Below are 16,661 nucleotides of genomic sequence, written 5' to 3' on the forward strand. Positions count from 1 at the left end.
TTTCGCTGCATTCGTCGCCTTGCTCTGAACAACGGCAACACTCGCGCAGAGCCGTGCAGGATTAAATAGATGTCCCCATCAGCAAGAAACCCGCGAGCGCCGAATGTGAATAGCGTCACATTTATTGAATTGCTCAATAAAAAAATACCATTTATACATTACCATGCAGGAGCCTGAGAACGAGAAAAGCCAGAATAATACAAAGATGCCGCTTAAAAGATGCCGCTTAATAGTTTCAGGTGATATTTAGGCGACTACTGCCTTGAAAAACACTGAAGCATGGGTTATCGTGATTTTTGAATCTGATTCAAAGTATATATTATGAAAAAATCGCACTGGAATACAATAAGAGAGCAATTCCCGCGAAAAGGTTTTTCCAGTGCAACACTATTCATCTGGATATGCGATTTTATTTTGCTTGGACTCTCTTTCTACCTCTTTCAACTAAAAGGGGTTTACATAATATTATCCTGGTTTTTTCTGACCACAGTTTTATTACACGCATATTTATTCCAACACGAAGCCACACACAATACTTTAACCAGGAAAATCACAACCAATGATTTTTTAGGACATTTATTTAGTTGGTTGATTTTTATGCCTTATTTGTCAAGAAAACGGTCACACGTATTACATCACCGTTATACAGGGCATCCGACTCTCGACCCTGCCAACAAAAGAGCGATTGATTTCTTCTCCGTCCTCTCTGACGAAATGTCCAGAAAACTAGAATTTGTCTGGAAATATTGGATACCATTATTTGTACTAAATGACAGAATCGGCCTTTGGCGAGATCCATTTCAAGATATACATAAAAATTATAATTCCCTGTCACTAAAAAAAGAGCGAAAGTATTCTGCTATTTATTTTTCTTTATACCTGTTAGCACTAATAATACTGTTTAGTTCCTCTCTCTTGGTAACGGCATTATTTTGGTATATTCCCGCACTTATATTATTATTCTATCTCGAAGAGCTCGTTAATTTACCACATCATGCAGAAACACCACTATTAGACAAGGAAGACAAACCGTTGCATTTTTCTAAGCAATACTTGGTGTCTCATTCATGCAAGCATGTTCCAGTCTGGTCAAATTTTTTCTTGCTAAACTTCAACCGCCATATTCCGCATCATTTTTTTCCTTGGGTATCCTGGAATCAACTACCTCAATTAGATGAAAAAATCAGAATGAACATTGATCCGGGCTTGATAGAAGACAAAACACGTAATGAAATCAAGTGGTCCATAACCAATCGCAAGCGTTCCATTCTAGATATAATGGGGCATTATTTTGATAAGCGATAGTGTTTTTTGAGATTAGAGAACCCGGCCAATACAAACAAAATCCTTCAATCACAATTATATTACTCCATATGAAATTCAAATTAGTAGAAACTGATCAAGAACGCTATTTGGTACAAAAACTGTATCATGATTGCCTAGTGTCAGAAAACACCATACCTGCCCAAGCATCCGGAATTATCAATATGTATCCTCAACTAGAGGATCTGTACAATAGTGATGTAATATTCGTCAAAGAAGACGATAAAATAGTGGGGACAATCAGTGTTTCAAGAGATGTTCATATGGGCGCACCTGCTGATAAATACTTTCCCAAAGAAATGACACAGATACGTAAAAACAACAGCAATATTTGTAATGTTTGGCGTATTTGCACACACCCGGACTACAGGTCAAAGAACAGTTTGATAAAACAGCTTGTAAAGCAAGCGATACAGATTATCATTAAAAAAGACTATGAAGAGATTGTTATAGCAGTCAATCCTGAAAATGATTTTTTTTATAAGAGAGTTTTAAAATTCACTGAAATCGCCCGGATAACTCAAATGCCCAACGAACTGATACCGGCAGGTGTGGTGCTAATGAAGGTACCTCTACAAAATTTACCAGAATATTGGAAAAAAGGTGTGTCATACTTTTAATCAAGCTATCAGATCACTGGCTTTCATCCAGGTCAATTCGACTGAGTTTTGGCGATAATTCTTCGTTCATCGCACCGCGTTTATCGCCGCAAATCATCCCTCCGGTTGCATCCACCAATACCAGACAGTCATTCAATGGCATCGGGATACCCGCTGGTGAATGTTGTTTCTGATGGCCAATCAATAGCAGAAGGTCAGGGCATTATCGATTGACGGCATTGGCTTTTACTGCGGTTTTCACGTGATTTATTCGACGACGAACAGATGTGTGATCCAGTGTTTCTGGCGGCTGCAGCCATGTCTGCCCGAGCAAACCGTTGTAACAGTACATTGCCCTTGAACAGCCAATGCCAGCGCAGTAGCCCCATATCGTTCCAGTTCTTCCCCTGCTGAATATCAACAAACAGCGCCACATGATAGTGATTCGACATCACTGCATAAGCGGCCTGACTAATAATTTACCGGACAACCATGTTGGAAAATACCGCGGTGTCCGAGCAGTGACAGCTCGCCAACAGAAGGGAAACCCAACCCGGCCATAATCCCTAACAGCGTCGGCTTGTCACTGCCCGAGGTGCCCACCATCGCCAGACTGGTACCGACTTCCACTTTTCCTCTTGCAGAGAAACCGACCCCTTTAACAGGGTCAGCGGTTGTCCTCTTGCTTGCACTGTTTTGCCAACACAGGTTAACTCAGAGCTGGACTGTGGCTACCACCAGCCACAAAGGACGATGTCGATTTTTCAAGGGGACTAAGCGATATGTCACTGTTATCACGCATGGCTGGTATCAAAATCCTGTTAGTGGGGCTGGTCGTATTGACCGGCCTGCCGTCATGGGCTGAGCCAATAGACACCGGTCACAGCAAGAATCCGGTCGTCCTGGTCATTGGAGATAGTATTAGTGCCGGATTTGGCGTGCCGGTTCAACAGGGATGGGTCACTCTGTTCCAACAACAGTTGCAGCAACGTGTTCCACACGTCACGGTAGTTAATGCCAGTATCAGTGGCGACACCACCCAGGGCGGTGTGGCGCGTTTGCCTGCGCTGATACAAAGCCATCAGCCAGACCTGCTGATTATCGAACTTGGTGGCAACGATGGCCTGCGCGGTACGCCACTCAGTGTCATTCGCAGCAATCTGGAACGGATGATCACCATGGCGGAGCATGAGGGTATTATGGTGATGTTACTGGGTATGCAGATACCCCCCAATTACGGCAGCCGTTATACCGAAGGCTTTGCCAATATTTACAGCGAACTCGCCAATCAGCAAGAAACCCTGTTACTCCCCTTTTTGCTGGAAGGCATCGCCACGCAGCCAGAGTTGATGCAGGCTGACGGCATTCATCCTGCCACCGCAGCCCAGCCAATGATGAGCACCGCCGTGATCGATGCCCTCGATATCTGGATACAGTTTGTTAACAACGAACTGTAACCAGGGTTGCATTTAATCGCTGAACGATTCAGCCCTTACTCGCCGACAGGAATCATGCACCATGAATTATCAACCCATGCTCGATCTGGCACTGTCACTGGCGCAACAGGCCGGTGATACTATTGCCCAACTGCGTAATGACCTGCAGATCAATTTCAAATACGACGGTGCTGAATTGGTTACCCAGGCCGACGTCGCCGCTGACCAGTTGATCAGTAACGGCATTCTGGCTGCTTTTCCGGATCATCATTTGTTATCGGAAGAACTGGGGCCGGAAAACAGCACCGAGTGCGAGCATCTCTGGATCATTGATCCGATCGATGGCACCGTCAATTACGCCCATGGCCAGCACCAGGTGGCTGTCTCGATTGCTTATTACCACCAAGGCAAAGCCCGGGCTGCGGTAGTGCATAGCCCGTTTCAGGGAGAAACGTTCCATGCTCTCGAAGGCCAGGGTGCTTGTATGAATAACCAGCCGATTCACTGCTCCGGCAAAACCGAGTTAAACCGCGCCCTGATTGGTACCGGCTTTCCTTATCAGAAAGATGATCTTGATTACCTGATCGGTCGTTTTGGACAAGTGCTCAAGCACTGTGCCGATCTGCGCCGGGTCGGTGCCGCCGCCCTCGATATGTGCTGGGTCGCCTGTGGCCGCCTCGATGGTTACTACGAAAACGTTAAAATCTGGGACTGCGCCGCAGCACAATTGATTGCCCGCGAAGCCGGTGCCCGACTCGGGCATATTCATCCCCTGCCAGACAGCACCAATCCGCAGTTGGTCAGCAGTAATATCATGATTGTGACCCCTGCGCTGTTTGAGCCATTACAAGCGCTGCTACGCCAGTCGGATGCCAGCTTCGGTCGCCACTAGACCACAGCCACCTTCCAGACAGCACTGACCGGCTTGCCGAGCCACTATCCGTCGGTCATTAAAAAACCCGTTGCCAAAAAATATCGGCAACGGGTTTTTTGTATCGATCACCTCCTCTCGGGAAGGTGGCCGGGATCATTACAGGCTCAGGACTTTCTCGCCACGAGAAATACCGGATACCCCTGTCCGCACGGTTTCCAGAACCGCCGCAGACCCAATCGCATCGATAAAGGCTTCCAGTTTGTCAGTCGCCCCTGTCAGCTGAATGGTGTACACACACGGAGATACATCCACGATCTGGCCACGGAAGATATCCGCCGTCCGCTTGATTTCTGCACGCTGGGCTCCTACCGCTTTCACCTTGATCAGCATCAGCTCACGTTCGATATGCTGACCTTCAGACAGGTCCACCAGCTTGACCACTTCAATCAGCTTGTTGAGCTGCTTGGTGATCTGTTCGATCTTGCGATCATCACAGTGTGTGGTCATGGTCAGACGCGACAGCGTTGGATCTTCCGTCGGTGCAACCGTCAGGGTTTCAATGTTGTAGCCACGCTGGGCGAACAGTCCGACCACCCGTGACAAGGCACCTGGTTCGTTTTCCAGCAGGATAGAAATTATATGTCGCATCATCTCAGGTACGCTCCGTCTTGCTCAGCCACATGTCGCGCATGGAACCCAAAGGCACCTGCATTGGATAAACGTGTTCTTCCGGATCAACAGCGACGTCAAGGAAGACCAGACGATCCTTGTACTTGTTCAGAGCATCGTCCAGCGCTTGCGGCAACTCGTCACGGCTTTTCACCTGAATACCGACATGGCCATAGGCTGCTGCCAGCTTGACAAAGTCCGGTAGCGATTTCATGTAGGAATTGGAGTGACGCCCTTCGTAGTTCATATCCTGCCACTGACGCACCATACCCAGAGAACCATTGTTCAGGCAGATGATCTTGACCGGAATACCGTACTGCAGGCAGGTCGACATTTCCTGAATGTTCATCTGGATCGAACCTTCACCGGTAACACATACCACTTCGTGATCCGGGAAGTTCATTTTCACGCCCATCGCAGCCGGAAAACCAAAGCCCATGGTGCCCAGACCGCCAGAGTTGATCCAGCGATTCGGCTTGTCGAACTTGTAGTACTGGGCAGCAAACATCTGGTGCTGACCAACATCAGAGGTAACGTAGGCATCACCCTTGGTCGCAGTCCACAGCGCTTCGATCACTTCCTGGGGTTTCATCAGGCCGTTGTCGTTTTTCTCGTAACGCATGCCATGACGTGGACGCCAGTCGTTGATCTGTTTCCACCAGGAGGCAAGCGCATCGGCGTCGGGAGTTTCTCCGGCTTCGTCCAGCAACGCGGTCATTTCGTCCAGCACGGTACCCACTGGCCCAACGATCGGTACATCGGCAGTGATCGTTTTGGAAATCGACGATGGGTCGATATCGATATGAATGATCTTCGCATCCGGGCAAAACTTGTTGGTCGCATTGGTGACACGGTCGTCAAAGCGCGCACCAACCGCCAGAATAACATCCGCATGGTGCATCACCACGTTGGCTTCGTAGGTGCCGTGCATACCCAGCATGCCGAGGAAACGCTCACCGGTACCGGGATAACCACCCAGCCCCATCAGGGTACTGGTACATGGGAAATCCAGACGGTCGACCAAGGCCCGCAGTTTGTCGGAGCTGCCATCGATAATAACGCCGCCGCCGCTGTATACCACCGGACGTTTGGCCGCCAGCAGCAACTCAACAGCCTTTTTGATCTGGCCGGAGTGACCACGCTGAGGGGGCGTGTAGGAGCGCAACTTGACCTTTTTCGGATAAACGTATTCGTAACGTTCATTCGGCATGGTCATGTCTTTTGGAATATCAATCAGTACAGGCCCTGGGCGGCCGGTATTGGCAATATAAAACGCCTTGGCGATCAGCTCCGGAATTTCTTCTGGCCGACGAACGCTGAAGCTGTGCTTCACTACCGGGCGTGAAACACCCAGCATGTCGGTTTCCTGAAAGGCATCGTCGCCCACCAAATGACTCATCACCTGACCAGAAATGACGACCATTGGAATGGAGTCGGTAAACGCTGTCGCGATACCGGTAATCGTGTTTGTAGCACCAGGGCCAGAGGTCACCATGACCACACCGGCCTTGCCGGTTGCACGTGCATAACCATCTGCCATATGGGCCGCCGCTTGCTCGTGGCGGACCAGGACATGTTTCACGGCACTTTGTTTGTAGACTGCGTCGTAAATGTGCAGCAGTGAGCCGCCCGGATAACCGTAAATGTATTCAACGCCTGCTTCGTGCAGGGCACGAACCAACATCTCTCCGCCGGAAAGTAATTCCACCGTACTATCCTCTTGCACAGGCTCTTGTCAGAGCATGAGTGATATAAAAATTGCAGGATCAACATCATCACACCCTGAAGGTGGATTGATCCCGGTGAGGATGAATAACTTGTAGTTGCTCATCAAGGTCCCGCAATCTGGTCATAAACGGCGGGTTGGAACCGAATCGGAGGATAACTCTGATCCAGAGGCCATGACTGCCAGAGTCCAGTACAGGGGTGTTGACTGTTCAATCCGGCAAAAGCGCTGCAATTTTAGCAGCATAGCGCCGTTTGTCCAGAGAACACGCGGGTCGCAGCATTCCGGAATTGCGGCTGTTTCCTTGACTTATTCCCCCGTTGCCATAGTGTTCGCTGCATCCCGGTTCTGTTGATTTATCAGGTTTTTATGAAATATCTATTTTCAACATCAGCGCTACTGCTAACCATATTGTTATCCAGCCCGTTACAAGCGCAGGTCTATCGCTGGACGGACGCCAATGGCCAGGTACACTTCGGCTCTCAACCGCCGCGGGACCAGCAGGTCAAGGCCGAAGCCTATGAGGTCCAGGTGTCACGCCCTGAAGCCGGCCAGGTTGCCGATGCCGCAGCACCAGCCAATGGCAAGCCGGAAAACGAAGCGCAACAACCAGACCCCGACGCAGGCAAGCCCAAAGTATCCAAAGAAGAGGCTGACAGCCGCTGCCAGCAGGGCCAGCAATACATGAACCAGCTCAGCAGCAATTACAGCCGTCGTTTCAAGGATGCCGAAACCGGTGAATTCCGCCCGTTAAGTGATGCCGAACGGCAACGGGAACAGGATAAGGCCCGTAAAATCATGGCGGATTATTGCCAGTAACGGAAAACACCGTCCGCGCTGGGCACTGCTCACAGATCCCGGAAACACGACAGCGCTTTATTCGCGCCAGATCAGACTGGCCTGGCGTCCGGTCTGGCCATCCCGGCGATAGGAATAGAAACGCTGCGGCTCACTGAAAGTACACCAGTCGCCTCCCAATACCCGCTCAACTCCGGCCTGCTGCAAACGCCAGCGGGCCAGGCCATACAGATCAGCGAAATAACGATCCCCTGCACCGGCTACAAAACAATCTGCCGGCGCATCCGCAAAGCAAGCCTTTACCTCTGGCCCCACTTCAAACGCCGTCGGCCCAATGGCCGGCCCCAGCATGGCGATCACCGGTCGACTGAAACAAGCCAGGGTCTGCTCCAGCACACCTCCCGCCAGACCACGCCAACCGGCATGGGCGGCGGCAACCTGCAAACCATCGTCGCTGACCAGCAACAGCGGCAAACAATCTGCAGTCATGACCGCACAGGCCATGCCGGCTTCTGCACTCCAGCTGGCGTCGGCGCGCAGCAGCACATCGCTGCCACAGGCCTGTACGCAACGATTGCCATGCACCTGATCCAGCCACTGAATCGACTGCAGGCCCGGTAGTTGCCGGATCAGCGACAAGCGGTGCCGCAGTACCTGCTGTCGGTCATCACCTACGTGCAGCCCGAGGTTGGCCCCCTGCCACGGCGATGCAGACCCGTCACCGCACAACAGACGCCGGGTACTGAAAGCGATCTGTACCCCGTCAGGTAAAGACCAGTCCGGACGGATCAGCTCAACGGTTGTGCGCGTCACGCCGGTCTTCCTCCAGCATTTCCAGCAGTTCGATGATGTCATCGGGCAGATCAACTTCCCATTCCATCCATTCCTGTTCTACCGGATGCAATAGCCCCAGCGCCTTAGCATGTAACGCCTGACGGGGAAAACTCTGCAACAGGCTGCGCAGGGAAGAACCAATACCCTTGGTCAGACGCGTACGGGCAGCGTAGGTGGCATCACCAACCAGCGGATGACCGATATGCGTCATATGCACCCGGATCTGGTGTGTCCGGCCGGTTTCCAGCTTGCAGCGAATATGGGTGTGGGTCGGAAATTTATGCAGCACCCGGTAATGGGTTACCGCGTCTTTGCCAACCGGATTGACGGCCATACGGGTACGCTGGGTACCGTGTCGGCCAATCGGCTCGTCCACCTTGCCGCCACCGGTCATATACCCTTGTACAACCGCTTCGTACTCCCGTCCCATGGTGCGGTCTTGCAGCTGCGCCACCAGGTGAGCCTGGGCTTGCAGGGTCTTGGCCACCACCATCAATCCGGTGGTGTCCTTGTCGAGCCGATGCACAATCCCTGCCCGTGGAATATTGGCCAGTTCCGGGCAATGGTGCAGCAGGCCATTCAGCAAGGTGCCTTCGCGATTGCCGGCGGCAGGGTGCACTACCAGATCGGCTTGTTTGTTGAGCACCAGAATATGATCGTCTTCGTAGACGATATCGAGATCCATCGCCTCCGGCAGCCAATCACCTTCCGGTGACAATTCAGCTTCCAGCGCGAGGGTTTCGCCGCCAGTGAGTTTGTCCCGGCCACGCCAGAGCTTGCCATCAACGGTCAGCTGGCCGTCCTTGATCCATTGCTGCAGTCGTGAACGGGAATAATCAGGGAACAGTTGTGCCGCTACCTGGTCTAGTCGTTTGTTGCCCTGGTCGAAGGGCACCTGGGTACTGATAGAAATCTGATTGGTCATAGTTTGCCAAATCGGAGAGGGTCGATACGGTACCAGACCTCTGCGCCGCCAATTGGTTGGGGCTGTGTCGGGACTGTGTTTTAATACCGCGCTTTACTGAAGTATATCCACAATTAGGAATGCGCTCCATGACGTGCCGCTGGCTGTTGATTTTATTATCTGTCCTGATGGTCGCCTGCTCCGGAAATCCGGACAAACCCAGAGAACAGACCGAGCAACAATTGTATCAGGAAGCCCGAGCCGCACTGGACAAGGACAGCAATGTGCTTGCCATTGAAAAACTCAAGGCCCTCGAATCCCAATACCCTTTTGGTGAGTATGCCGAACAGGCCCAGCTGGAGCTGATTTACGTTTATTTCAAAACCAGTGATCTGGAATCTGCCCTCGAAATGGCAGAGCGGTTTATTCGCTTGCATCCGCTGCACCCCCAGATCGACTATGCCTATTACATTCGCGCACTGACAACCTATGAAATGGGCTTCACCATGGTCGAGCGACGCTTGTCCAACGATGTCGCCCAACGGGACCCGACGCCACTGCGCGATGCGTTCCAGTATTTTTCTGAATTATTAACCCGCTTCCCGGACAGCCCTTACACCGCAGATGCCCGGGCACGCATGGTCTATCTGCGTGAACGGCTGGCCAGCCACAATATTGGTGTTGCACGCTATTACATGAAACGCCACGCCTTTATCGCCGCAGCCAACCGGGCCAATAAAGTGGTCTCCGACTACCCTGGCACCACAGCGGTTGCCGATGGTCTGGTTATTATGACGGAAGCTTACCGGGAGCTGTCGATGGACAAGGAAGCCGATCGCTCACTGGCCTTGCTGAAGTACAATTTTCCTGACCATTCACAACTGCAGGATGGTGAATTTATAACCAGCGGTCTGGCTGAGACGGATCGTCGCAGCTGGCTGGAAATCATTACCTTTGGTCTGAGCAAGTAAATCCGCCAACCTGAACAGGCAGCGATCACATGAGCAGCCAGTCTGGCTGCTCATGTTCCCATCCTGCCATAGCGATGACCATGGCAGGACGCCAATCAGATACCGGCGCGCCAGCCACTGGTGATCGGGTAACGGCGGTCACGACCGAAGCCTCGCGGGGTAACCCGCACCCCGACCGGAGCCTGGCGACGCTTGTATTCGTTAACGTCCACCAGCCGCAGTACCCGCATCACATCCTCACGATCAAAGCCGCTGGCAATAATGGCTTCGGCGCTCATGTCCTGTTCGATGTACTGTTCCAGAATGGTATCCAGCACCGGATAAGGTGGCAGACTGTCTTCGTCTTTCTGATCCGGGGCCAATTCTGCAGACGGTGGACGGTCGATCACCCGTTGTGGGATCACTTCGCCATCGCCGATGGTATTGCGGTAGTGTGCCAGCGCAAACACCCGTGTTTTATAAACATCCTTCAAGGCCCCGTAACCACCTGCCATATCGCCATACAGGGTGGCGTATCCGACGGCCATTTCACTCTTGTTTCCGGTAGTCAGCACCATGTATCCGGTTTTGTTTGACAGCGCCATCAGCAGGACACCGCGGCAACGGGCTTGCAGGTTTTCTTCCGTCGTATCAACAGGCAAGCCGGCAAAGTCCGGTGCCAGGGTGTTCATAAACTGTTCGTAGATAGGGGCAATCGATAACGACTGATAACGGACCCCCATTACCTCTGCCTGCCGGGCTGCGTCTTCCTTGCTCATGCCCGAGGTATAGGTAAAGGGCATCATGACGGCCTGCACCCGGTCAGCACCCAGGGCATCTACCGCAATCGCCAGCGTCAGGGCTGAGTCAATACCGCCCGACAATCCCAGAATCACGCCCTTGAAGTGGTTTTTATTGACGTAGTCACGCACCCCCAGCACCAGTGCGTCGTAGAGACTGGCCAGTTCATGATGATGGGCTTCCGGCAGCGGTGCGCTATCCATTCCCTGCAAGGTACCATCAACAAAGCGGATATCCGCCATGGCTTCCTGGTACGCCGGTAACTGAGCCACATTGCGCCCTTCTGCGTCCATCGCAAACGAGGCACCATCAAACACCAGCTCATCTTGTCCACCGACCTGATTGACGTACACAATTGGCACCCCCAGACGGCTGATATGCTCGCGCAGGATGCCCTGGCGTTCGTGGTGTTTGCCAATATGGAACGGCGAAGCGTTCAGGTTAAGAATCAGTTCGGCACCTGCAGCCACACTTTGCTCGGCTGGCCCGGTAAACCAGATGTCTTCACAAATCGTTAATCCCAGTGCAACACCGGCAATGGTCACCACCAACGGCTGATCACCAACACTGAAGTAGCGTTTTTCATCAAACACCTGATAGTTTGGCAAACATTGTTTGGCGTAACGCCCCAGCGATATCCCCTGATGCCACACACCGGCGCAATTATAGAGTTGCCCATCTTGCCGCCATGGAAAACCCGCCACTATGGCGATGTCCTGGCTGGCGTCGGCCAGGCGTTGTATGGCGGCTTCGACACGTGGCTGCAAACTGGGTCGCAGCAACAGATCTTCTGGCGGGTAACCGGTCAGCGCCAGCTCAGAAAACAGGATAAGATCAGCGCCGCGCTGACGGGCGGCGTCCACTTGGCTGAGCATCTGATCGCAGTTGCCGGTAATATCGCCAACCAGAAAGTTGCATTGCGCCATGGCGATGTGGAGTGACTCTGTCATGCTGTCGCGTTACCTTATGCTGTTTTTCCGCGGTATTGTCTGGAAATTCTGCAAGTTAGGCAAACACATTAACGCCCGACCTTATGAACACCAGCAGGCAACAGGACAGTTAACATGCCATCCAACGTGAGTGATCTGGTCGTCAACGGCAAACGACTGCTGCAAATATACAGCTACTATTCATTATTGCTGGCCTTGTTGATTATGGCGGCTCATACCGTCGATGACGCTACCCTGATTGGCCATGATGCCCCTTATATCAGCCTGGTAGCGACGGTACTGTATGTTGTAATCGCCGCCAGTTTTGTTGCCATTGCCAGCCTGGGGCCCCATGTTCAACTGGCAACCAGCTATTTTTTCCTCGAAACCGCTCTGCTATCGATACTGATGTTTGCCTCCGGCGGTCTCGATACCGGGTTTTCCAGTCTGATCCTGCTTTGTGTGGTGATCGCCAACTTGCTAGCCCCGGGAGTCCTCGGCTTTGCGGTCGCCGCCTGGACCACGCTGGCCATTATGGTGATTCAGCATTTCTGGCCGGAACGTTATCAAACGGGTGAGTTGGTCAATTCTGGCATTTACGGCTTTTTGTGCTTTTTGTTGGCGGCCCTGACCCAGGCACTGTCCCGGCGACTGAACAGTGCCCTGGAACTGGCCAGTGACCAATCGGTGCGGTTGCGCCGCCTGCAGAATATCAGCTGGCAGGCATTGGCTGACTTGCCCAACGGTATCATTGCCTGTGATCGCGACAACCATATCCTGTTTTTTAACCAACAAGCACAACGCTGGCTTAATATCAGCGATGACGAAGAGTTGCCGGCACCATTGCTAACCGTGCTGGATGACCCCGGCCGCAAACACGCACTGACACTGCGGGGGGAGTCCCTGCAGGTCAGTAAAATGCTGTTGCCAGATTCCTTGCCTGGCGACTACTTGCTGTTTATCGAAGACCAGTCCCGTATCGCCGCAACAGCACAACAATTGAAACTGGCTTCTCTCGGGCGCCTGACCGCCAGTATTGCCCACGAAATACGCAATCCGCTCAGCGCGTTACGTCAGGCCAGCCAGCTGTTGGCGGAAACCCCTTACCTGAAAGAAGAAGAGCTGTATCTCAGCCAGGTTATTGAACAGCATTGTATGCGAATCAATCGTACCGTCGAAGATATCTTGCAGCTCAGTCGCAAACGCCAGCCCTCGATTGAGGTCTTGCGCCTGAAACCCTGGCTGGAGCACTTTCGTGAGCAGTTTATCGGGATGCACAGGGAGCAGCCGTTCCAGCTGTTTATCCATTGCCACGATCAGCAGCAAATCGCCTTTGACCCGGATCATCTGCAGCAGATTCTGCATAACCTCTGCGCCAACGGTTTGCGTTATGCCCTCAAACAGCAGCCCAAGGATGCCCGCCTGATGCTTTCGGCCAAACCCCAAAGTCACAACCGCATGTCACTGGATGTGATGGACAACGGCACGGGCATCGCCGACGACAAAATCGAACAACTGTTCGAGCCTTTTTTTACCACCGAGCATAACGGCACCGGCCTGGGGCTTTATCTCTGTCGTGAGTTGTGCGAAGCCAATCAGGCCAACATCCAGTATCATCGTATCCGGGCGGGTTCCTGTTTCCGCCTGACATTGAGAACGGACTTAACCCTATGAAAAAATACTCCGCCCTGATCATCGACGATGAACCGGATATCCGCCAACTGATCGCCCTGACCCTCAGTCGTATGGACATGGAGTGTTACCAGGCTGCCAACGTCAGTGAAGCACTGTCATTACTCAGCGAACGCCCATACCATTTCTGCGTCACCGACATGAAACTGCCGGATGGCAACGGCCTCGAGATCATCCAGCTCTGTCACGCCCGTTATAGCGATATGCCAGTCGCCATGATTACCGCGTACGGCAGCATGGACATGGCAGTTGAAGCCCTGAAAGCCGGCGCCTTTGATGTCGTCGCCAAGCCCCTCGATATTACTCGCCTGCGTGAACTGGTTGCCGCCGCCCTGCAACTGACCCGGGTGCCAGTGCATCTGGAGTCGCTGCCATCCAGTGATGCGTTGCTGGGACGCTCCACGGCGATGATGGCACTCAAGGAAAAAATCCAGAAAGTCGCCCGCACCCAGGCACCGGTTTTTATCCATGGCGAATCCGGTACCGGCAAGGAGCTGGTCGCTCGACTGATTCACCATCAAAGCTCCCGCGCCGATAGCCCGTTTATCCCGGTTAACTGCGGTGCGATCCCGAAAGACCTGATGGAAAGTGAATTTTTTGGTCACAAACGCGGGGCATTTACCGGCGCCAGTGCTGACAAGGACGGTTTTTTCAAAGCCGCGGAAGGTGGCACCCTGTTTCTCGATGAAGTGGCCGAATTGCCCATTGAAATGCAAGCCAAGCTGTTACGGGTAATCCAGGAAAAAGCCACCCGTGCCGTTGGCAGTGAGCACGAGATCCCTATCGATGTACGGATTCTCAGTGCCAGCCATAAAGACCTCGCCCAATTGGTCGAGCAGGAGCGTTTCCGCCAGGATTTGTTTTTCCGCCTCGATGTGATCCAGATTGCCGTGCCACGCTTGTCAGAACGACAGGAAGACATCCCCACCCTCGTTGGCCACTTTATTCGCAAATACAGCAGCGAATGGGGTATGCCGGAAGCCAGCATCGATCAGAAGGCCATGACGGCCCTGATCCAGTACCACTACCCCGGCAATGTCCGAGAGCTGGAGAATATTCTCCAACGCGCCGTTACCATGGCGGAAGGAGATGAAATCAGCCAGGCTGACCTGAACCTGCCTGATCAGGTCACTACCACTCCCAGCACGCTATTGATGCCCGCCATCGACCCGGCGGCGGCGATAGAAACCAGTAATCTGGAAGCCTACCTCGAAAATATCGAACGTAATGCCATTACCCAGGCACTGGAAGCGACTCGCTGGAACAAGACAGCGGCAGCCGAGAAACTGGGTATCAGTTTTCGGGCATTACGTTACCGTTGCAAAAAGCTTGATATTGATTAAACCGTGATCAGTCGATGGCATGAGTAACAACCGGTATCACTAAGCCATCTGCCTGAGTGACAAAAGCCGGATCCTCGCTAAGATAACCAGCAAACCCATCGGAATAGCCAGTCAAGGAGGACAGGCCATGACACGGTTTGCACACGGAATGACCTTGACCGAACTGATGGTCGTGATCGCCGTCCTGGCGATCAGTAGCGTGACCATTACTCCTGCCGCGACCCATATTATCCAGCAACAACTCGCGGATCGGGATATTTCCCGGATTCATATGGCCATTGCCAGCGCCCGAACTCGCGCCATCCTGACACAGACCTCCCATACGTTATGCCCGCTCGACAGCAGCAAGCGCTGCAGTTCACTCTGGAATGGCGAATTAACCCTGTTTTCTGACCGTGAGCGTAACCGCACACTGGATGATGACGACCAGGTGTTGCAGCGTATCCCCGCCGCCGATGACACCGTGCTGCGCAGCTACAACCGTATTGCCATCGCCTTCAGCGCCACTGGATTTGCTGGCGGCTACAACGGCTCTTTCGGTTATTGCCGCACCATGCCCGACGGCCAGTACAAAAGCGCCGCTTTTATTCTCTCGCGCATCGGCCGTTTGCGACCGGGCATCGACGCCAACAACAATGATCGCGTCGAGCTGGCCAACGGCCAAGACGTATCGTGTCGCTGAAACCTCACCGACCCCAGGCCAGGGCCAGATACCATTTGTCGTCTTCACTACTCCGTTAGTCCAGCATCTCTGGGCCTCACAGGGTCGCAACAGGTACTGTCCTACAATCAGTACGTCGGCGGAGATTTATCATGCACATTCACTGGACCACACAAGCATCCCGGCAACGAGGGTCAACCCTTCTGGTTAGCTTGGGGGTACTCACTGCGATTACCATTGGCGCCACCGTAGCCATGCAACAATCCACCACGCAAGTACGCATGGTGACCAGTATGAATGTTGAAAAACAGACCTTTGCAGCCTCTTATAGCCACCTTAGCCGAGCCGTAAAAAACCTGGGAAACTCCGGTGGTACCCTGCTAACCGATTTGATCACCCGACAAAATGCCAATATCGAGGCACAGATTAATGACGGTGTGGAGGAAAGCGACCTGCAATACAACTCCGAATACATCAATGCCTATTCCGATTTTGGCTGGCAGACCCCGGACGTGGATTTACTCACCGGCGTCGCCGCCACCACCGTGCTGATTACCTACCCTTCCGACCAGATTGCACAGACTGACACCAGCACACCGAATCTGAAAAACACCGAAGGCTCGTCCGGATCAGCCAGCTCTGCCTATCCATTTGTATTAACGGCTACAACGGCCAGTTCAAGCGGCAATATTTCGTCGACCCAGCAGGTTGGCATAAAAAGAATTGGTGCTTCGGCTCAGTAACGACATTCGCGAGGATTATCATGAATACCCGACTTATTAGCTTGTTCTCCCTGCTGTTATTGTTCAGCCCGATCAGCCTGGCGGTCTCTCCCAACCTGATGCGACATGCTGAATTTCATGTACCGCCGCAAGATCTGATCACCTTTTCCAGTGCCGCCATCACCGTCAAGCTGTGTGATGAATGCCAGGCTGAAAGTATTGCCCTGAAAGCCGATACCGCCTTGTTTGAATATGAACAAGCCATTGACCTCAGCCGGGCATCTGAGATTTACCTGCGCAAGAACATCCCGGTTATTTTTATCGGCATCGACCGCCAGCAAAAACTGGTGGACTACATTAACTTTGGCGGCCATGCGCCGGGCGAACACTGAGGAGCCTT

At 52.7% G+C, this 16,661-nt stretch carries 18 protein-coding genes; 11 read left to right on the forward strand and 7 right to left on the reverse strand.

Features of this window, described 5'->3' with window-relative positions; genetic code table 11:
- Positions 1-321 precede the first annotated feature (321 nt).
- Both Q8W32_RS05775 and Q8W32_RS05780 read left to right on the forward strand, forming a co-directional pair.
- Positions 322-1,305 carry a fatty acid desaturase gene (locus Q8W32_RS05775; RefSeq protein ID WP_305414115.1) on the forward strand — a complete coding sequence of 328 codons (984 nt, stop codon included), beginning with the start codon at positions 322-324 and terminating at the stop codon, positions 1,303-1,305.
- A 137-nt stretch (positions 1,306-1,442) separates the two neighbouring features.
- A complete protein-coding gene (locus Q8W32_RS05780) occupies positions 1,443-1,943 on the forward strand; it encodes a GNAT family N-acetyltransferase (RefSeq protein WP_305414116.1) in 501 nt (166 codons plus the stop codon).
- A 13-nt stretch (positions 1,944-1,956) separates the two neighbouring features.
- Here the strand turns inward: Q8W32_RS05780 and Q8W32_RS05785 are convergent, their stop codons facing one another.
- Positions 1,957-2,085: a hypothetical protein gene (locus Q8W32_RS05785; RefSeq protein ID WP_303431755.1), complete on the reverse strand. Its 129-nt coding sequence runs from the start codon at positions 2,083-2,085 to the stop codon at positions 1,957-1,959.
- A 308-nt stretch (positions 2,086-2,393) separates the two neighbouring features.
- The gene (locus Q8W32_RS05790; protein ID WP_303431754.1) at positions 2,394-2,552 is read right to left on the reverse strand and encodes a hypothetical protein; all 159 of its coding nucleotides are present in this window, start codon (positions 2,550-2,552) and stop codon (positions 2,394-2,396) included.
- A 152-nt stretch (positions 2,553-2,704) separates the two neighbouring features.
- Here Q8W32_RS05790 and Q8W32_RS05795 point away from each other — a divergent pair, with 152 nt between their 5' ends.
- Complete coding sequence (locus tag Q8W32_RS05795) at positions 2,705-3,379, forward strand: arylesterase (RefSeq protein WP_305414117.1); 675 nt, start codon at positions 2,705-2,707, stop codon at positions 3,377-3,379.
- 61 nt (positions 3,380-3,440) lie between these two features.
- Positions 3,441-4,250: an inositol monophosphatase family protein gene (locus Q8W32_RS05800; protein ID WP_305414118.1), complete on the forward strand. Its 810-nt coding sequence runs from the start codon at positions 3,441-3,443 to the stop codon at positions 4,248-4,250.
- Between the two features lie 138 nt (positions 4,251-4,388).
- Here the strand turns inward: Q8W32_RS05800 and ilvN are convergent, their stop codons facing one another.
- Positions 4,389-4,880 carry an acetolactate synthase small subunit gene (ilvN, locus tag Q8W32_RS05805; RefSeq protein ID WP_303431904.1) on the reverse strand — a complete coding sequence of 164 codons (492 nt, stop codon included), beginning with the start codon at positions 4,878-4,880 and terminating at the stop codon, positions 4,389-4,391.
- Between the two features lie 4 nt (positions 4,881-4,884).
- Positions 4,885-6,609 carry an acetolactate synthase 3 large subunit gene (locus tag Q8W32_RS05810; protein ID WP_303431751.1) on the reverse strand — a complete coding sequence of 575 codons (1,725 nt, stop codon included), beginning with the start codon at positions 6,607-6,609 and terminating at the stop codon, positions 4,885-4,887.
- A 387-nt stretch (positions 6,610-6,996) separates the two neighbouring features.
- Here Q8W32_RS05810 and Q8W32_RS05815 point away from each other — a divergent pair, with 387 nt between their 5' ends.
- The gene (locus Q8W32_RS05815; RefSeq protein WP_303431750.1) at positions 6,997-7,446 is read left to right on the forward strand and encodes a DUF4124 domain-containing protein; all 450 of its coding nucleotides are present in this window, start codon (positions 6,997-6,999) and stop codon (positions 7,444-7,446) included.
- A 57-nt stretch (positions 7,447-7,503) separates the two neighbouring features.
- On the opposite strand, the gene pgeF is transcribed toward Q8W32_RS05815, so the two are convergent.
- Positions 7,504-8,238 (reverse strand): peptidoglycan editing factor PgeF, encoded by a 735-nt coding sequence (pgeF, locus tag Q8W32_RS05820; RefSeq protein WP_305414119.1) that lies wholly within the window; start codon positions 8,236-8,238, stop codon positions 7,504-7,506.
- Positions 8,219-9,184 (reverse strand): 23S rRNA pseudouridine(1911/1915/1917) synthase RluD, encoded by a 966-nt coding sequence (gene rluD / locus Q8W32_RS05825; RefSeq protein WP_303431748.1) that lies wholly within the window; start codon positions 9,182-9,184, stop codon positions 8,219-8,221. Before rluD ends, pgeF begins: the two co-directional genes overlap by 20 nt.
- 128 nt (positions 9,185-9,312) lie before the next feature.
- Here rluD and Q8W32_RS05830 point away from each other — a divergent pair, with 128 nt between their 5' ends.
- A complete protein-coding gene (locus Q8W32_RS05830) occupies positions 9,313-10,134 on the forward strand; it encodes an outer membrane protein assembly factor BamD (protein ID WP_305414120.1) in 822 nt (273 codons plus the stop codon).
- A 95-nt stretch (positions 10,135-10,229) separates the two neighbouring features.
- On the opposite strand, the gene Q8W32_RS05835 is transcribed toward Q8W32_RS05830, so the two are convergent.
- On the reverse strand, positions 10,230-11,864 hold the full coding sequence (locus tag Q8W32_RS05835) for an NAD+ synthase (protein WP_303431746.1): 1,635 nt from the start codon (positions 11,862-11,864) through the stop codon (positions 10,230-10,232).
- Between the two features lie 114 nt (positions 11,865-11,978).
- Here Q8W32_RS05835 and Q8W32_RS05840 point away from each other — a divergent pair, with 114 nt between their 5' ends.
- The 5 genes from Q8W32_RS05840 (at position 11,979) to Q8W32_RS05860 (ending at position 16,653) form a co-directional block, all read left to right on the forward strand.
- Positions 11,979-13,517 carry a PAS domain-containing sensor histidine kinase gene (locus Q8W32_RS05840; protein ID WP_305414121.1) on the forward strand — a complete coding sequence of 513 codons (1,539 nt, stop codon included), beginning with the start codon at positions 11,979-11,981 and terminating at the stop codon, positions 13,515-13,517.
- The gene (locus Q8W32_RS05845) at positions 13,514-14,878 is read left to right on the forward strand and encodes a sigma-54 dependent transcriptional regulator (RefSeq protein ID WP_303431744.1); all 1,365 of its coding nucleotides are present in this window, start codon (positions 13,514-13,516) and stop codon (positions 14,876-14,878) included. Before Q8W32_RS05840 ends, Q8W32_RS05845 begins: the two co-directional genes overlap by 4 nt.
- A 127-nt stretch (positions 14,879-15,005) precedes the next feature.
- Positions 15,006-15,560 carry a GspH/FimT family pseudopilin gene (locus Q8W32_RS05850; RefSeq protein ID WP_303431743.1) on the forward strand — a complete coding sequence of 185 codons (555 nt, stop codon included), beginning with the start codon at positions 15,006-15,008 and terminating at the stop codon, positions 15,558-15,560.
- Positions 15,561-15,691: 131 nt separating this feature from the next.
- On the forward strand, positions 15,692-16,282 hold the full coding sequence (locus Q8W32_RS05855; protein ID WP_305414122.1) for a hypothetical protein: 591 nt from the start codon (positions 15,692-15,694) through the stop codon (positions 16,280-16,282).
- Positions 16,283-16,302: 20 nt separating this feature from the next.
- A complete protein-coding gene (locus Q8W32_RS05860) occupies positions 16,303-16,653 on the forward strand; it encodes a hypothetical protein (protein WP_303431741.1) in 351 nt (116 codons plus the stop codon).
- Positions 16,654-16,661: the final 8 nt, after the last annotated feature.

The organism is Oceanobacter sp. 3_MG-2023 (genome assembly GCF_030688925.1).
GTDB lineage: Bacteria > Pseudomonadota > Gammaproteobacteria > Pseudomonadales > Oceanobacteraceae > Oceanobacter.

Excerpts from the sequence above, each read along its gene's own strand:
- Q8W32_RS05775 (WP_305414115.1), top strand. The coding sequence starts at position 322 with ATGAAAAAATCGCACTGGAATACAATAAGAGAGCAATTCCCGCGAAAA.
- Q8W32_RS05785 (WP_303431755.1), bottom strand. The coding sequence starts at position 2,085 with ATGCCATTGAATGACTGTCTGGTATTGGTGGATGCAACCGGAGGGATG.
- Q8W32_RS05795 (WP_305414117.1), top strand. The coding sequence starts at position 2,705 with ATGTCACTGTTATCACGCATGGCTGGTATCAAAATCCTGTTAGTGGGG.
- Q8W32_RS05800 (WP_305414118.1), top strand. The coding sequence starts at position 3,441 with ATGAATTATCAACCCATGCTCGATCTGGCACTGTCACTGGCGCAACAG.
- ilvN (WP_303431904.1), bottom strand. The coding sequence starts at position 4,880 with ATGCGACATATAATTTCTATCCTGCTGGAAAACGAACCAGGTGCCTTG.
- Q8W32_RS05815 (WP_303431750.1), top strand. The coding sequence starts at position 6,997 with ATGAAATATCTATTTTCAACATCAGCGCTACTGCTAACCATATTGTTA.
- rluD (WP_303431748.1), bottom strand. The coding sequence starts at position 9,184 with ATGACCAATCAGATTTCTATCAGTACCCAGGTGCCCTTCGACCAGGGC.
- Q8W32_RS05830 (WP_305414120.1), top strand. The coding sequence starts at position 9,313 with ATGACGTGCCGCTGGCTGTTGATTTTATTATCTGTCCTGATGGTCGCC.
- Q8W32_RS05835 (WP_303431746.1), bottom strand. The coding sequence starts at position 11,864 with ATGACAGAGTCACTCCACATCGCCATGGCGCAATGCAACTTTCTGGTT.
- Q8W32_RS05840 (WP_305414121.1), top strand. The coding sequence starts at position 11,979 with ATGCCATCCAACGTGAGTGATCTGGTCGTCAACGGCAAACGACTGCTG.
- Q8W32_RS05845 (WP_303431744.1), top strand. The coding sequence starts at position 13,514 with ATGAAAAAATACTCCGCCCTGATCATCGACGATGAACCGGATATCCGC.
- Q8W32_RS05850 (WP_303431743.1), top strand. The coding sequence starts at position 15,006 with ATGACACGGTTTGCACACGGAATGACCTTGACCGAACTGATGGTCGTG.
- Q8W32_RS05855 (WP_305414122.1), top strand. The coding sequence starts at position 15,692 with ATGCACATTCACTGGACCACACAAGCATCCCGGCAACGAGGGTCAACC.
- Q8W32_RS05860 (WP_303431741.1), top strand. The coding sequence starts at position 16,303 with ATGAATACCCGACTTATTAGCTTGTTCTCCCTGCTGTTATTGTTCAGC.